Here is a 15,355-nt window from a genome sequence, read left to right as displayed (position 1 = left end):
ATGCTGAGCGCAGCCGAATCATCTCTACTGCTTCGTCCTCACGATTGGGTTACTGCTGCACGCGAGATGCTTCGGCTGCGCTCAGCATGACGTTCTTATTGCCTAAAAACTTGATTTTAAAAACGTAGTAATTCTAATGAAGAAGCCTACCGCCACCGCCATCCTGGCCAGCACCGACCGCGGCGTGCTCCTGGCCGAGCAGCTCCGCCGCGAGCTGGCCGGCAGCCTCGTGTTTTCGACCCGGCCGGCCGTTGGGCTGCCGGCTGTGCAAGCCATTGCGTCCATCGCAGACTTTCTGGCCACCGAATTCGCGAATTACGAAGCCTTTGTTTTCATCGGCGCTCTGGGCATCTGCGTGCGCAGCATTGCGCCCTACGTGCAGGATAAGGCCACCGACCCGGCCGTCATCAACCTCGACGACCACGGGCAATTCGTGCAGCCGGTGCTGTCGGGGCACGTGGGCGGGGCCAACGCGCTGGCCCAGCGCCTGGCGCGGGTGCTGGGAGCGCAGGCCGTCATCACCACGGCCAGCGACTTGCAGGACCTTTGGGCGCTCGACACGCTGGCCGCGCAGTTTCGGTGGCGGGCCGTGCCCAGCGAGCCGCTCAACCAGCTGGTTTCGCGGTTCGTGAACAACGGCCGGACGGCGCTTTTGCTGGAAATTCAGGACGAGGGCACCCGTTGGCTGGAAAAGAGCCGGCCGCCCTTCGTGGACGTTTTCTACAGCCGCGAGGGGGTCGACTGGAGCCCGTACGCGCTGCTGCTGGCCGTGACCTACCGCCCGCTGGCGGTGCCCATCCCGGCGCTCTGCTTTTACGCGCCGGTACTGCACCTGGGCCTGGGCTGCTCGCGCGACATTGAAACCGACCTGCTCGACGCCTCGGTGCGCGAGCAGCTGGCCGCGCACCAGCTGGCCGTGGAGTCGGTGAAGTCCATCGGCTCCATCGACATCAAGTACGACGAAACCGCGTTTATCGCGCTGGCGCAGCGCCTGGACGTACCTCTGCTGACCTACCCGGCCGAGGCGCTCAACTCGAAGACGACGCCCAATCCTTCTGACGTGGTGCTCAGCAAGCTCGGGGTGCCCAGCGTGGGCGAGGCGGCCGCCCTGCTCAGCAGCAGCAACGCGGTACTGCTGCTCGAAAAGCAAAAAGTTACGGTGGCTTCGGGCAAGAAACACACCCTGGCCGTGGCGCTGGAAGCGGCCGCCGAGCGTCGTGGCGTCATTGCCATCGTGGGCGCGGGGCCGGGCGATGCCAGCCTCATCAGCGTGAAGGGCAAGGAATTGCTGGAAGCGGCCGACCTGATTCTCTACGCCGGCAGCCTGGTGCCCGAGCGCCTCACGCACTACGCCAAGTCCGGCGCGGTGGTGCGCGACTCGGCCAGCATGACGCTCGAAGAGCAGCTCAAACTTATGGAAGCCCACTACCGGCGCGGCCACCTCACGGTGCGGCTGCACTCCGGCGACCCCTCCATTTACGGGGCCATTCAGGAGCAGATGTCGGAGTTTGACGACCGGGGCATGGCTTACTTCATCGTGCCGGGCATCTCGGCTTTCCAGGCTGCGGCCGCTAGCTTGAAGTCGGAGTTTACGATTCCGGAAGTGGTGCAAACCATTATCCTGACCCGGGGCGCGGGCAACACGCCGCTGCCGCCCCACGAAAAACTGGAGGAAATGGCCCGGCACCGGGCCACGATGTGCATCTTCCTGAGCGCCACCATCGCCCGGCGCGTGCAGGAGCAGCTGCTCGAACACTACCCCGCCGACACGCCGGTGGCCATTCTCTACCGTGTGAGCTGGGACGACGAGGAAATCTATACCGGCCAGCTGGCTGATATGGCCGCCCTGATTCGCACCCACAAGCTGACCCGCACGGTGCTCATCGTGGTGGGTGCCGCCATTGGCGCGCGCAAAAACCGCTCGCAGCTCTATCACCCCGACTGGAAGCACATTTTCCGCACGGGCAAACCCGCTAAGGTGAAGAAAACCAAGCAACGGGCCGACGACGCCCCCTCAAGCTGATGCCCGCGGCGCTGGCCCTAGGCCCGGTGCTGGTTTTCGGGGGCACCACCGAGGGCCGGCAGGTGGCCGCCTGGCTGGGCCGCACCGACTATCCCTTTTGGTACTCCACCAAAAGCCGGGTGGAAATGGAGCTGCCCGCCAACGGCCAGTACCGCTGCGAAGCTTTCACGGAGGTCTCCCTGGCCGATTTCTGCCGGCAGCACCGGGTTCGGGGCATTGTGCACGCCAGCCACCCGTTTGCCGAGCAGCTGCACGCCACCATCGCCCACGTAAGCCAGCGCCTGGGCCTGCCGGTGGGGCGCGTGGAGCGGGAATATCCTGAGCGCTCCACGCACTCGCTGGTGCACTACGCCGACAGCTACGAAGAAGTAGTGGCCCGCCTGCTCGAAGCGGCTCACGAGCCGGTGCTGGCCCTGAGCGGGGTGCAAACCATCGTGCGGCTGCGCGACTACTGGCAGCAGCGGCGGATGTTGTTTCGGGTGCTGCCCCGTGAGGCGTCGGTGGCGCTGGCCCGGGCGGCGGGGTTTCCGGCCGAGGGCCTCATTCCCGCGTGGCCGGGCGCGGACCTGGACGAGGAAGTACAACTTATCCGGCGCACTGGGGTTCAAGCGGTGGTGACCAAGGAAAGCGGGGAAAGCGGCTTCCTGTCGGTCAAGATTGCGGCGGCCCTGCAAGCCGGAGTGCCTATCTTCATCGTGCGGCGGCCCAGCTTGCCGGCCCACTTTCACAGCATTCGGGGCGAAGCCGAACTACTAGACTTCTTATACGCTTGCACGCATGGGCTTACGGCCGGTTCCTGATGGTCCTTTGCGCTCCGGCTACACCACCGGGGCCTGCGCCACGGCCTGCACCAAAGCGGCGCTGTGGGCGCTGCTGCGCCAGGAAGCGGTGCCGCAGGTGACTATCGCGCTGCCCGGCGGCGAGGAAGTGACCTTCATCCTGAAGGAGTGCACCTTCACCGCATCCCAAGCCTTCTGCTCGACTATCAAAGATGCCGGCGACGACCCCGACGTTACGCACGGGGCCGAAATCGGCTGCACCGTGTCGCTTAATGATACGGGGGAGGTGGTGTTTTTGCCGGGCGAAGGCGTGGGGCTGGTCACGCTGCCGGGCCTGGCCATTGCGGTGGGTGAGCAGGCCATCAACCCCGTGCCCCGCCAGATGATGCGCGCCGTGGTGGCTGAAGTGCTGGCGCAGTGCCACGTTAGCAGCGGGGTGTCCCTCAGTATTTCGGTGGCGAACGGCGCCCAGCTGGCGCAGAAGACGCTGAACGCCCGCCTGGGCATCGTGGGCGGCATTTCCATTCTGGGCACCACCGGCATTGTGAAGCCTTTTTCGGCCGAGGCCTACATTGCCAGCATTGTGCAGGGCATCGATGTGGCCCTGGCCAACGGCCTGACGGAGGTGGTCATCAACTCGGGCGGCCGGAGCGAGAAGCTGCTACGCCACCAGTTTGCGCACCTGCCGGCCGTGGGTTTTATCCAGTACGGCAACTGGATTGGCGAAACGCTGGAAAAAATAGCCGGCTCGCCACTGGCCGCTTTCACCATGGGTATCATGCTGGGCAAAGCCGTGAAGCTGGCCCAGGGCTCCCTGAACACCCACAGCAACCAGTCGAGCTGGGACAAAGAATGGGTGACCGGATTGGCGCATGAGGCGGGCTACCCGGCCGCACGCTGCGCTGCCATCGGAGAGCTGTCCATGGCCGGCCGCCTCACCGAGCTGTTTCCCTTCCGGCCCGCCGAACCCTTCTACGAGGCGCTGGCCCGGCGCTGCTACGGCGTGGTGCATGCCGTGACCGGTCCGCTGCCCTGCCGGCTGGTGCTGATTGACGCGGCCGAACATTCTCTCGCCTACGAATTCGGCTTCGGCCCAAACTTTACCCCACTCGCCCCGTCCGAGGAGCCGTCTGCCGGCCCCGGCTCTTTCGCTACCGCATGATATATCCGCTCCTGATTGACTCCCTGCTGCTGGGCGTGCAGCACTCCTTCGAGCCCGACCACATGGCCGCCGTATCGGTGCTGGCCACCGAGCGGAAGAAGCACAACACCGGCTACGGCAGGCTCATCTGGCGGTCGTCGCAGTGGGCGCTGGGCCATTCGCTCACGCTCATCCTGTTCAGTGGGCTGGCCCTGCTGCTGCGCACGGCCCTGCCGCTGAACCTGTCGCGGTGGGCTGAGCTGGCCGTGGGCCCCCTCATGCTCTGGCTGGGCTGGGAAGCCATCCGGCGAAACCACCAGCTCAAGCGCATGATGGCCGAGCACAAGAAGTTCGCCGAGCATGAGCACATGGTCAACGCCCTGCACCTGCACGGCAGTCAGGGCGAGGAAATTGCCCTGAACGTGCTGAGCCGCTCGTTCTGGGTGGGCATGCTGCACGGGCTGGCCGGCACCGGCGGGGCCTGCGCCGTGGCCCTCACCCTGGCCGCCAAGGACACCGCCACTGCCATCGGTATCATCGCCCTGCAAAGTCTGGGCATCGTGCTGGCCATGACCACCTACAGCTGCGTGATGGCCTTTTCCGTGTCGCGCTTCATCGAGCGCAACCAGCAAGCCTTCAAGCTCATCAACGCCACCGTGGGCGTCCTTTCAATTGCCGTGGGCCTCGTGTGGATTTATAATGGCTTCTTGGGCAAGCAATAGGGACGTAGGCAAGCAATAGGGATTTGATTAAGAGCTTAGCACAACTATGTGACCGACGGCTGGGCAACGGCCCCAGCCAAGATTCATGCTATCAACCCATACTCACAGGAAATTGCGAAAATCAATAAAGGTTATTGCGTTTCTACAGTCGCTCAAAACTCACTTTGCGGCATGCGACAAGTATAAAGTCAAAGGTAAACCGTATTGGAACTGCTACATTCATCGGCTTTTCCATCTTAAGCCACTTCACCCTTATTTTCAGGCAGCACACCGGATAGCGCCCATCAGCTTACCGGAAAGGAAGGCCGCGCACGTAAGGGGTATACCAACAAAAAATCTGTTTGTGCCGCCCCTGGTAGGTTTGCGGTTACTGCCCCGCATCCTCTTTCCGCTGCTACGCCATGACCGACTCCCCCGTTTCCCGCCGCCATGCCCTTCGGGCAGCCGCCCTTTTGGGCACCACCGCGTTATTTAGCGGCCCCGATACCTTCGCCTCCGAGACAGCACTCACCCCGCCGCCCGCTGGCAAAACGCCGGCTCTGAGCGCCGCCGAAATTGCGGCCATCGACGCGGCTATGGGTAAGAAAGGCACCTACGTTGAAGCCCAAGCCACCCACCTCATCGGCCTTCCCCGCAACGATTTAAAAATAAAAATCAAGGGGGAGCCCGTACCCATTGCATTCGGCTTTGGCGGGTGGGTGGCCATCAAGCACACGCTGGATGGTAAATCAGCAATGCTGATGAGCGACACGGTGCTGTTACAGGAAGAAGTCAACCCGCTCATGTCGGCGGCGCTGGCCAACGGGCTAGAAATTGGGGCGGTGCACAACCATTTTTTTTATGAGGAGCCACGCATTTTTTACATGCACGTCTCGGGCATGGGCACCCCGGCCGAGCTAGCCCGAAAGTTTGCCGCGACGCTGAAAGACTCTAAGCTGCTGCCGGCCAATCAGCCCCCGGCCCCTGCGCCCACAGCAGCCCAGGACAATAACGCCATCCCGACCGCCGGCCTGTCTACCGGCAAGGAGCTCTTCGACCTGCCCGCCCTCGATGCCGTGGTGAAGTACAAAGGCACCGTCAACGGCCCAACTTATAAATACACCGTAGGTCGCGATGATTTGCAATCGCTGATGATGAACACGGAAATGACCGCTGCCATCGGCCTGAACTCGTGGGCCGCTTTCGCCGGCAGGCAGGACGATGCTCACATCGCCGGCGACATCGCCATGCTCGAGCACGAAGTCAACCCCGTCATCAAAGCCCTGCGCGCACATAACCTTGAAGTGGTGGCCGTGCACAACCACATGCTCGGCGACACCCCGCGCATGATGTTCTTGCACTACTACGGCCGCGGACCCGCCGCGCAGCTAGCCACCGGCTTCCGGGCCGCCCTCGACCAGCTCGGCAAGGGCAAGCGCCTCGGCGGCATGGAAGGGCTGCGCGGCGACATGAAGCACTAGGCCCCGCCGCTTTTGGATGAGGAAATGGCTCATCCACTACCCTGATGCTCCTGCCCCACGTAAATGCTCCTCGCCGTGCCACCGCCAGCCGCTCCCAAGTCGCTGTGGGCGCTACCTTCTGCGCCTCGGCATTGTTGCCTTTACCTCCCCACTAGGCTACGGGTTGGCGGGCAGGCTAAGCAGCCAGTTAATAAACGCCGGGTTCTCGGCCCAGTACAGGTGCAGGTAGGAGGCGATGGTGTTGTGCTGGCGGTATACTTTGGCCGGCACCTCCACGCCTTTGGCATTCGTGACCCGGGCACCGGAAAGCACTTCCTTCAGCTCCGTGAGGTGCGAATAGTGGAATTCGTGGCCTTGCAGCGTCATGCCATTCCATTGCGCGGTGCGGTAGCCGAGCGTCAGCTTGCTGTTTTCCAGTGATGTGGTGCAGGGCAACACGCCCGCCATGGGGAAGGTCCGGCCCTGGGCATCGGTGAGGGTCTGGCCCAGGTACATCAGGCCGCCGCATTCGGCGTAGGTCGCGCCGCCGCGCTGGCAGTAGGCGGCCACGCTGGCCCGCATGGCGGCGTTGCGGCTGAGGCCTTCGGCAAGCAGCTCGGGGTAGCCGCCGGGCAGGTAGAGCAGGTCGGTTGCGGGTGGAAGGGCTGCGTCCGTCAGGGGGCTGAAATACGTCACCTCCCCTAATTGCGCCAAGACCTGCAGGTTCTGGTGATAAGTGAAGGTGAAGGCGGCATCGCGGGCCACGGCAAACCGGCGCGGCCGGTCGGTCGGAACCACCGGCGCGGGCACGGCGGCCGGCACCGGCGCGGCCCCCCGCGTTATTTCCAGCAGTCGGTCGAGGTCTACGGTTTGGGGCAGCATGTCGGCGAGCTGCCCGATGATGGCCTCGTACTGAATCCCGGCGTCGATGGACAAGCCCAGGTGCCGCGAAGGAATGGCCACCTGCGGGTTGTACGGCAGGTAGCCCAGGGCTTCGACCCCCACATCCTGGCAGGCGTCGCGCAGAAACTGGTAGTGCGAAGCTGAGTTGACAAAGTTAAAAATGGCCCCCACCAGCCGGATGCCGGGGTAGAAGTTTTTGAACCCGAACAGCAGCGGCGCCACCGAGTAGGCCATGGCTTTCGCGTTCACCACCAGCACCACGGGCAGGTCCAGCAGCTCGGCCACGGCGGCGCTGCTGGCCCGCATGCGGTCGGCCCCATCGAAGAGGCCCATCACGCCCTCCACCACGGCCACGTCGGCGGGGGCCGCGTAGCGGGCATACGTTTCGGCCACGTGCGCCTCCGAGGCCATGAAGGTGTCGAGGTTGAGGCTGGGAACCCCGGCGGCCGTGCCGTGGTGCAGGGTATCCAGGTAATCGGGGCCGCACTTGAAGGGCTGCACCGTCAGGCCCCGATTGCGCAGGGCGCGCAGCAGGCCCAGCGTCAGGGTGGTCTTGCCCGAGCCGCTGGACGGCGCGGCAATCAGAAACCGGGAGGACGGTAAGGGCATAAGCGACATCGGTACATGCATTAAGTTTATCCAGCCACCGGCCGGCTGCTCACCGTCAGGATGGCGGTGGTGAGAGCAGCTGCCGAAAGTTCGTCCAGTGGCAGGTACTGCGCCCCGAGGGCGGCTGCCAGCGCTTCGGCCTTGCCCAGGCGCAGGTAGCTGTTGTCGGTGTCGAGCACCAGGGTGGGCACGTTGCGCGCGCGCAGCTGCCCGGCCAGCTGCTGGGTTTGCAGCCCGGCGTCGCCGCCGCCGGGCAGGGGCACGTTGGCTTTGCCGTCGCTGAGCAGCACCAGCAGCGGCTGGAGCCCCTGCGCGTAATCGGCCTGCGCCAGTAGCTGGGCGGCTAGTTGCAGGGCGTGCGGCAGCGGCGTGCGCCCGCCGGTGGGCAAGGCCCGCAGGGCCTGCTCGGCCACGGCTACGCTGCGCGTGGGCGGCAGCAGCACGTGGGCTTCCAGGCCCCGGAAGGCGACCACGGCCACCGTGTCGCGCTGCTGGTAGGCATCGGTAAGCAGGCTTAGCACAGCGCCCTTCACCGCTTCCATCCGACGGCTGGCGCTCATCGAGCCCGAGGCGTCGACCACGAGCAGCAGGAAGGTGCCGCTCTTGCCGCTGCGCACCTGCTGGTGCAGGTCGGCGCGGGTGAGGCGGGCGGCCTCGGGGTCGCGCAGCATGGCCTGCCGCACGGTAGCTTCGAGGGCCAGCTCCGACGGGGCCCGGTCGGGTACGGCCCGCACCGAATGACCCCGGGAGCCCTGCGTGGCCGCGCCGCGCTGACCCAAAGCCGTGGCTTCCGGGTCAGCCGGCCGCGCGGCAGCCACCTTAATGGACCGCGCTGCCACCGAAGCAGCTATTCCGAAAACTTGCTCTTCCACCTCCGCATTGGCGGCCGGATTCCTGGGTTTTTCGCCCGCAGTATCCCCCGCAGTTTCCTTCGGGGCCGGCTGCTCCAACTGCGGCGCCGATGGGGGCGGGGCAGGGGCCGGCTCAGCCTCTGCGTTGGGCTGGGGCGGCGACTCTTGCGCACGCTGCATTAGCTCATCCAGCTCGTCCGACCCATCGTTAGGCCGGGAGGGGTTATCAAAGGGCTTGGCGCGCCGGCGGTGGGCCAGGGCCAGCTCGGCGGCCTGGCGCACGTCGGCCGCCGTGACTTCGGTGCGGCCGGCCAGGGCGGCCAGCGTGAGGGCGGTTTTGTAGAGCACGATATCGGCGCGCAGGCTGGCCACGCCCAGCTCTGTGCACAGCTGGCTGATGAGCGTGAGCAGGCCGTCGGGCATCTGCACGGCGGGCAGCAGCTGGCGGGCCGTGCACAATTGCTGCTGCAGGGCCTGCTGCGCCGCCTGCCACTGCGCCCCGAACGCCACCGGGTCGCGCTCGAAGGCGATGCGCCGCCGCACTACTTCCGTGCGCTCGGCCACTTCGCGCGGGGCCGTTACGTCCACCATCAGCCCGAAGCGGTCCAGAAACTGCGGGCGCAAGCTGCCCTCCTCCGGGTTCATGGTGCCGATGAGCGTGAAGCGCGCCGGATGACTCACCGACAATCCTTCGCGCTGCACAGTGCTTACGCCCATCGCCGCCGCGTCGAGTAACACGTCCACGAGGTGGTCGGGTAGCAGGTTCACCTCATCAATGTAGAGCACCCCGCGGTGGGCAGCCGCCAGCAGGCCGGGCTGCAGCTTTTTTTGGCGGTCGGCCAGCAGGCCTTCCAGGTCCAGGCTGCCCAGCACCCGGTCTTCGGTAGCGCCCAGGGGCAGGTTGACGAAGGGCACGGGCACCTGTTGGGTGACGGCCTCCGGCTGCTGGCAGGCCGGGCACAAGTCCGCCGGGTGGCCGGGCTCGCAGTTGAACGCGCACCCCATTACGGTGGTAACCAGCGGCATTACCTCGGCCAGTCCGCGCACCGCCGTGCTCTTGGCCGTGCCCTTATCGCCCCGAATGAGCACCCCGCCAATGCCCGGATTGACGGCGCACAGCAGCAGCGCCTGCTTCAGGGTGGCTTGGCCGACCAAGGCGGAAAAGGGGTAATTCATACGGAGGATACAGGGCTTGAGCAAAAATGATGAGAGAGCCATTCAGGCCAGGGTAGTTGGGTTACCCCAGGTCGTCCAGGCAAAAATACGGGGCAACTCGCCCATTGTACCCAGGAAGGTGCTTTAGAGTCCCTGCTCCTTACACCACCGAAATCACCGCGCTGGCGGCGTTGCCGCCAAATCCGGCGGCATTCACCAGCACGCGCCGGATGGGGCGGCTGGGAGCCGGCGTCAGGTCAGTGGCAAAGGGGGGGGCCGGCCACGATTGCGTGGCCAGCAGCTGGCAGGCGTAGTCCAGGCTCAGAGCGGCCGATGCGCCCAGCGTGTGGCCCAGCAGCCATTTATTGGAAGTGATATCCGGTAGATTATTTCCAAAAACCGCCCGCATGGCCTGCCGCTCCGCCGCATCGCCGGCCGGGGTGCCGGGGCTGTGCAGCACCACGGCATCGATGGCCGCCGGCGCGCAGTCCGCTTGCGCGAGCGCCATTCGCATGGCCGCCTGAAAGTGGTGCCCCTGGGCGGAAAGGCCGGTCTTACTGCTGATGGCTTCGAAGCCAAACCCCACGCTTTCGAGGCAGAACGCGGGCTGGAATGAGACCTGCCGGGCGCGTTCGGCTTGCAGCGCGGCCCGGCTTACCATCTCCAGCGCAAACACCGCCGCGCCTTCGCCCAACACGAAGGTGGAGGGCTTGCCCGCCCCCGGCCGGCAGGGAAATTGGGTCGCCTCAAAAGGGGAGTAGATGCCCAGGGCCTGCATCTGCGCTAGGGTGAAAGCCGTGAGCGGTGCCTCGGCCCCTCCCGCCAGAAACCGCCCGGCCATGCCAGCCCGCAACCACGCTACGGCGTTGCCCAGCGCCTGAAACGCGCTGCTACAGGTGCTGGAATGGCTAAGGGCCGCCCCATTGGTCGAGCCGGCGTCGAACGCCACCCAGCTCGCCACGTTGCCGAGTGTGGTAAGCGGCGATGCTGCTACCGCCGTGGTACCCGTGGTGAGAAACTCGTGATGGTGGTGCTCCAGGCGGCCGGTAGCGCCCCGCGAAGAGCCGATGCTGACGGCCAGAGTCGCTTCCGGGTGGCTGGCCCAACCGGCCTGAGCGCTGGCCTGCCGGGCGGCCAGGATAGCCAACAGCACCGTGCGGTCGAGTTGCCGGTAGGCTGCGTGCTGCTGGCCTAGCGCTACCAGCTGCTTTTCAGTTTCCTGGGGCAGCGCTGCTACGGGCAGCGCGGCCGGGCCCTGTTGGCGCATGGTAAAGCCGGGGGAAGCCGCCGCAGGCCCTTGGCCGTTGGTGCCCAAGGCGGAAACGCGGCCCCGGCCCCGCAGCAGAATCAGCTCCTCGCGGTTGCTCATGAGGCAGCCACCGGGTTGAGCACCAGCTGGCGCATGGCCCGCAGCGTATCGTAGAGGAGGTCCAGTTCCGCGTCGGTGGTGCAGTAGGGTGGCATCAGGTAAACAACATTGCCCAAGGGCCGCAGGATGACCCGGCGGGCCAGCGCCAGGGCGTATAGCTGGTCGCGCAGGCTGCTGAAGTAGGAAGTGGTGCTTTCTACCGCAAATTCGACGGCCAGTACCGTGCCCAGGTGGCGCACGGCGCGCACCCCCGGCTGGCCCTGCAATTCGTGGGCGACGCGGGCATGGGCCGTGCTGATGCGGACCAGTTGCGCCGCACAGGCGGGGGCTCGGGTTAGCTCCAGACTGGCCAGGGCTGCGGCGCAGGCAATGGGATTGGCCGTGTAGGAGTGGCCGTGGAAAAGGGTTTTCAGCCGGTCTTCGCTCAGAAAAGCGTCGTAGACTGCTGCCGTGCAGGTGGTCAGGCCCAGGGCCATAGTACCGCCCGTCAGGCCTTTAGATAAGCATAGGATGTCGGGTAATTCTGTGAGGTAGTCGCTGGCAAACAGGCGGCCGGTGCGGCCGAAGCCGGTCATCACCTCGTCGGCGATGCAAAGCAGGCCGTGCGCGTGGCAGCGGCGTAGCAGCTCGTCGAGCACGTCGGGGCCGTAGGTCAGCATCCCGGCCGTGCCGAGTAGCAGGGGCTCGAAAATGAAGCCGGCCAAATCGGAACGCCCCGCCAAGGCGTCGAGCTGCGCCAGTACCTCGGCTTCGCGGCCCGGGACGGGCACGTCCAGAAACTCGACATCAAATAGGAACGGGGCAAAAGGGGCCGTGAATGCGCCGCGCCCGCTCACCGACATGGCCCCGAAGGTGTCGCCGTGGTAGGAGTCGCGGAAGCAGAGAAAGGTGCGCCGCTCCGGTTGGCCCTGGTTGTGGAAGTACTGGAGCACCATTTTCAGTGCCACTTCGACGGCCGTGGAGCCATTGTCGGAGTAAAAGACGCGGGCCTGGTTCGGAGGCAGAATTTCCAGCAGCTGCTCGGCCAACTCCACTGCCCCCGGATGCGTGAAGCCCGCGAAAAGCACGTGTTCCAGCGTGTGCAGCTGTTCGCTTACCCGCCGGGCAATGTGCGGATGGGCGTGCCCGTGCAGGTTCACCCACCACGACGAGATGCCGTCGAGGTAGCGGGTTCCGTCTTCGGCCTGCAGCCAGGCGCCTTCGCCCCGCACAATGGGAATGGGCAGCGGCGCGGTCTGCATCTGGGTGTAGGGGTGCCACAGGACGGCATGGTCCCGTTCAGCAAGGGTAGGCATGGGGTAAGAATAAAAGCTAGAGGGAGGGTAAAACTCGGGAGGAAGGCGTGGGAGTAGCTTGCCACGACTGCTCGAACCACGCCCGGAACCCGGCCGCATACCGGGTTACCATTTCGGGCGAAACCGTCGCCTCGACCCGCAAAGGCGGGAGCACGGGGACTGCCGTGTGTTGGCTGATAAACTGCTCGGTAGCGGGCGCAGAGTCGCCGTTGAAAACCAGCCCGCGCACCCGCACGCCCCGGGCGTGCAGCGCTTCCAGAGTCAGCAAGGTGTGGTTGATGCTGCCCAGGTAATGCCGCGACACCACGATGACGGCCAGGTCGAGCTGCACCAGTAAATCGGCCAGCAGAAAACCGGGAGCCAGCGGTACCAATAGCCCGCCCGCCCCTTCCACCACCAGATGGTTGGCCGTGGCAGGTAGCTCAAAATCCTGGGGCCGAATAGTCAGGCCTTCGGCTGCGGCAGCTTTATGCGGCGAGGCGGGCATTTGCAGCCGGTACCGCTCCGGAAAAAAGTGGCTGGTCGGGTTTTGCACCAGCGCCCGCACGGTGGCGGAGTCGGTAGTCGGTTCCAGGCCGGCCTGCACGGGCTTCCAGTAGTCGGCCCGCAGCGCTTCGGTGAGGATGGCCGAAACCACAGTTTTGCCGACATCCGTGCCGATACCGGTAACAAAAAGACGTTCCATAAACCTGAAAATGTAGGGCTTGAGCAGGGGCGGGGTACTCGTTAGATAAGACCTGGAGCAATAGACTTGCTATTCGTTAAAAAACAGCTGTTTAAATATCAGAACGCCAGATAAGCATGACCGTTTTTTTGGCTTGATTAAAACGGCTTTTTAAGCAGTGAAACGGGCGCTTCGGGCAAGCACCGCGGCCAGGCCTTCAATCTGCTCTTCGGTATTGAACGCGTGCACGATAAGGCGCAGTCGCTCGGTGCCGGCCGGCACGGTGGGCGCCACGATGGCCCGCCCGTCGAAGCCCGCGGCCTGGACGGCGGCGGCCAGCTGGCGCACCTGCTCCGGCCCCGGACAGCGGGTAAAAAAGACGGGGTGAATAATGTGGCTGTCGGGGGGTACGCGCAGGCCGGGCAAAGAATGGAGCTGAGCTTTCAAATAATGAGAGAGGTGAAACAGCTTTTCCCGCTCGGCCGCCAAGGCCGGCAACAGGTCGTAGGCGGCGGTGAGGCCGGCGATAGTGAGCGGCGGGAGCGCCGTGGTGTAGATGAATGCCCGGCAGAAATTGACCAGGTAGTCGCGCAGCACGGCGGGCCCCACAATGGCCGCACCCTGGCTACCCAGCGCTTTGCCGAAGGTGAGGATGCGCGCATAAACGGCGTTTTCCAGCCCCAGCTCCACCACCAGACCTCCGCCCAGAGGCCCATAAATACCGTTGGAATGTGCTTCGTCCACCACCAGGTGCAACCCGCGCTGCTGGCACAAAGCGGCCAGCTCGGCCAGTGGGGCCATATCGCCACCCATTGAGTATAAGGCTTCAACGGCGACGAACACGGCCCCGGTAGCGCGTGCCAGCTTACGTTCCAGGTCGGCCAGGTCGTGGTGACGGAAGCTCCAGGCGGTGGCCGGGCTGGCATGGATGCCCTCCTTCACCGAGGCGTGGCTGTCGGCGTCGTACAGAATGGTATCGCCGCGCCGGGGAATGGTGGCGAAGAAGCCCAGATTGGCCGTGTAGCCGGAGTTGAAAAGCAGCGCCGCCTCGGCCCGGTGAAAGTGGGCCAGCCGGCTTTCCAGCGCCTGGGCCGCCACCGAGTCGCCGGTTAGCAGGCGGCTGCCGGTGCTGCCGGCCGCGGCCGCCACCTGCTGCGCCGCCTGCACCGCTGGGTGGCGGCTCAGGCCCAGGTAGTCGTTGGAGCTGAAATCAACCAGCCCGGCCACCGGCGGGGCCAGCGCCCGCCGCGTTCCGCTGGCCTCGCGCTTGGTGAGGGCCGCCGCCAGGCGTTGGTCCAGGGAAAATGATGGCATGCCGATGGAATACGAGCAGGCGCTACGCCACCACGGTTTCCGACCGGCCTAGCACCACTGCCCCTTGCGGTACGTCTTTGAATGACTTGCGGGGCTTCAGGCCGAGCAGGGCAAACATATCCTGGTCGGCGGCAAAGTCGGGGTTGGGCGTCGTCAACAGCTTTTCTCCGCTGAAGATAGAATTGGCCCCGGCCAGAAAGCAGAGCGCCTGCTCGGTGACGGACATTTCCTGGCGGCCCGCCGACAGGCGCACCATGGTGCCGGGCATCAGAATCCGGGCCGTGGCAATCATGCGCAGCATTTCCCACACGTTCACGCGGGGCTGGTCGGCCAGCGGCGTGCCGGCCACGGGCACCAGCGCATTGACCGGTACCGACTCGGGGTGGGCCGGTAGGGTAGCCAGCGTGTGCAGCATGGCAATTCGGTCCTCGTCGGTTTCACCCAAGCCAATGATGCCGCCGCTGCACACCGAAATGCCGGCTTTGCGGACGTGCTCCAGGGTGTTGAGCCGGTCGTCGTAGGTGCGGGTGGTAATGATTTCGCCGTAGTGCGCGGCGCTGGTGTCGAGGTTGTGGTTGTAGGCGTAGAGCCCGGCCTGCTTGAGGCGCTCGGCCTGATACTCGTTGAGCATGCCCAGGGTGCAGCACACTTCCAGCCCCAAGCCATTAACCTGCTCGACCATGCCCAGCACGCGGTCAAAATCGCGGTTATCCCGGATTTCGCGCCACGCGGCTCCCATGCAGAAGCGGGTGCTGCCCGCGTCTTTGGCCCGGCGGGCGGAGTCCAGCACTTCGGCATCGGGCAGCAGCTTGTGGGCTTGCACGCCGGTGTGGTAGCGGGCAGCCTGGGGGCAATAGGAGCAGTCTTCGGGGCAGCCGCCGGTCTTAACGCTCAATAGGGTACAAACCTGGACTTCCCCGGTGGCCTGGTGCTGCTGGTGCACGGCGGCGGCCTGCGTCACCAGTTCCAGTACCGGCTGGTGGTAAATGGCATTTACTTCGGCAAGAGTCCAATTGGTGCGGAGCATAGTAGCGAGTAGTATGGTTGGTATGACATTGCAAATGAGCAGGAGCCCGATAAACAGGCGCTAC

Annotated in this window: 12 protein-coding genes; 5 read left to right on the top strand and 7 right to left on the bottom strand. The window is 65.1% G+C overall.

All coding sequences use genetic code 11. The annotated features are described in order from the left end of the window. Positions 1 to 136 precede the first annotated feature (136 nt). The 5 genes from cobM to IEW17_RS13445 all read left to right on the top strand — a co-directional run bounded on the left by cobM (position 137) and on the right by IEW17_RS13445 (position 6,125). The gene (gene cobM, locus IEW17_RS13465; protein ID WP_188562571.1) at positions 137 to 2,023 is read left to right on the top strand and encodes a precorrin-4 C(11)-methyltransferase; all 1,887 of its coding nucleotides are present in this window, start codon (positions 137 to 139) and stop codon (positions 2,021 to 2,023) included. Continuing rightward, positions 2,023 to 2,823 carry a precorrin-6A/cobalt-precorrin-6A reductase gene (locus IEW17_RS13460; protein WP_188562570.1) on the top strand — a complete coding sequence of 267 codons (801 nt, stop codon included), beginning with the start codon at positions 2,023 to 2,025 and terminating at the stop codon, positions 2,821 to 2,823. Before cobM ends, IEW17_RS13460 begins: the two co-directional genes overlap by 1 nt. Continuing rightward, positions 2,801 to 3,964: a cobalt-precorrin-5B (C(1))-methyltransferase gene (locus IEW17_RS13455; RefSeq protein WP_188562569.1), complete on the top strand. Its 1,164-nt coding sequence runs from the start codon at positions 2,801 to 2,803 to the stop codon at positions 3,962 to 3,964. The genes IEW17_RS13460 and IEW17_RS13455 overlap by 23 nt, the downstream gene beginning before the upstream one ends. After that, a complete protein-coding gene (locus IEW17_RS13450) occupies positions 3,961 to 4,665 on the top strand; it encodes a hypothetical protein (protein WP_188562568.1) in 705 nt (234 codons plus the stop codon). The genes IEW17_RS13455 and IEW17_RS13450 overlap by 4 nt, the downstream gene beginning before the upstream one ends. Before the next feature lie 401 nt (positions 4,666 to 5,066). Beyond that, positions 5,067 to 6,125, top strand: coding sequence for a DUF1259 domain-containing protein (locus IEW17_RS13445; RefSeq protein ID WP_188562567.1), 1,059 nt, complete (start codon positions 5,067 to 5,069; stop codon positions 6,123 to 6,125). A 156-nt stretch (positions 6,126 to 6,281) separates the two neighbouring features. Here IEW17_RS13445 and IEW17_RS13440 read toward each other — a convergent pair whose 3' ends face one another. The 7 genes from IEW17_RS13440 to bioB all read right to left on the bottom strand — a co-directional run bounded on the left by IEW17_RS13440 (position 6,282) and on the right by bioB (position 15,291). Beyond that, positions 6,282 to 7,616, bottom strand: coding sequence for a cobyrinic acid a,c-diamide synthase CobB (locus IEW17_RS13440; protein WP_188562566.1), 1,335 nt, complete (start codon positions 7,614 to 7,616; stop codon positions 6,282 to 6,284). Positions 7,617 to 7,642: 26 nt separating this feature from the next. Beyond that, a complete protein-coding gene (locus IEW17_RS13435) occupies positions 7,643 to 9,643 on the bottom strand; it encodes a magnesium chelatase subunit D family protein (protein WP_188562565.1) in 2,001 nt (666 codons plus the stop codon). A 139-nt stretch (positions 9,644 to 9,782) separates the two neighbouring features. Continuing rightward, entirely contained in the window at positions 9,783 to 10,991 is a 1,209-nt protein-coding gene (locus tag IEW17_RS13430; protein ID WP_188562564.1) for a beta-ketoacyl synthase N-terminal-like domain-containing protein, read from the bottom strand. Beyond that, the gene (bioA, locus tag IEW17_RS13425) at positions 10,988 to 12,286 is read right to left on the bottom strand and encodes an adenosylmethionine--8-amino-7-oxononanoate transaminase (protein ID WP_188562563.1); all 1,299 of its coding nucleotides are present in this window, start codon (positions 12,284 to 12,286) and stop codon (positions 10,988 to 10,990) included. Before bioA ends, IEW17_RS13430 begins: the two co-directional genes overlap by 4 nt. Positions 12,287 to 12,302: 16 nt before the next feature. Further along, positions 12,303 to 12,971, bottom strand: coding sequence for a dethiobiotin synthase (gene bioD, locus IEW17_RS13420; RefSeq protein WP_188562562.1), 669 nt, complete (start codon positions 12,969 to 12,971; stop codon positions 12,303 to 12,305). A 150-nt stretch (positions 12,972 to 13,121) separates the two neighbouring features. Then, a complete protein-coding gene (locus IEW17_RS13415; RefSeq protein WP_188562561.1) occupies positions 13,122 to 14,264 on the bottom strand; it encodes an aminotransferase class I/II-fold pyridoxal phosphate-dependent enzyme in 1,143 nt (380 codons plus the stop codon). A gap of 22 nt (positions 14,265 to 14,286) precedes the next feature. Continuing rightward, a complete protein-coding gene (bioB, locus tag IEW17_RS13410) occupies positions 14,287 to 15,291 on the bottom strand; it encodes a biotin synthase BioB (RefSeq protein WP_188562560.1) in 1,005 nt (334 codons plus the stop codon). Between the last annotated feature and the right edge of the window lie 64 nt (positions 15,292 to 15,355).

This window comes from Hymenobacter frigidus (assembly GCF_014640435.1).
Taxonomy (GTDB): Bacteria; Bacteroidota; Bacteroidia; order Cytophagales; family Hymenobacteraceae; genus Hymenobacter; species Hymenobacter frigidus.
Note: the sequence above shows the minus strand (reverse complement) of the source record. Positions and strands in the feature narration are given on the sequence as shown.

Excerpts from the sequence above, each read along its gene's own strand:
- bioD (WP_188562562.1), bottom strand. The coding sequence starts at position 12,971 with ATGGAACGTCTTTTTGTTACCGGTATCGGCACGGATGTCGGCAAAACT.
- IEW17_RS13440 (WP_188562566.1), bottom strand. The coding sequence starts at position 7,616 with ATGCCCTTACCGTCCTCCCGGTTTCTGATTGCCGCGCCGTCCAGCGGC.
- bioA (WP_188562563.1), bottom strand. The coding sequence starts at position 12,286 with ATGCCTACCCTTGCTGAACGGGACCATGCCGTCCTGTGGCACCCCTAC.
- IEW17_RS13455 (WP_188562569.1), top strand. The coding sequence starts at position 2,801 with ATGGGCTTACGGCCGGTTCCTGATGGTCCTTTGCGCTCCGGCTACACC.
- cobM (WP_188562571.1), top strand. The coding sequence starts at position 137 with ATGAAGAAGCCTACCGCCACCGCCATCCTGGCCAGCACCGACCGCGGC.
- IEW17_RS13450 (WP_188562568.1), top strand. The coding sequence starts at position 3,961 with ATGATATATCCGCTCCTGATTGACTCCCTGCTGCTGGGCGTGCAGCAC.
- IEW17_RS13435 (WP_188562565.1), bottom strand. The coding sequence starts at position 9,643 with ATGAATTACCCCTTTTCCGCCTTGGTCGGCCAAGCCACCCTGAAGCAG.
- IEW17_RS13460 (WP_188562570.1), top strand. The coding sequence starts at position 2,023 with ATGCCCGCGGCGCTGGCCCTAGGCCCGGTGCTGGTTTTCGGGGGCACC.
- IEW17_RS13430 (WP_188562564.1), bottom strand. The coding sequence starts at position 10,991 with ATGAGCAACCGCGAGGAGCTGATTCTGCTGCGGGGCCGGGGCCGCGTT.
- bioB (WP_188562560.1), bottom strand. The coding sequence starts at position 15,291 with ATGCTCCGCACCAATTGGACTCTTGCCGAAGTAAATGCCATTTACCAC.
- IEW17_RS13415 (WP_188562561.1), bottom strand. The coding sequence starts at position 14,264 with ATGCCATCATTTTCCCTGGACCAACGCCTGGCGGCGGCCCTCACCAAG.
- IEW17_RS13445 (WP_188562567.1), top strand. The coding sequence starts at position 5,067 with ATGACCGACTCCCCCGTTTCCCGCCGCCATGCCCTTCGGGCAGCCGCC.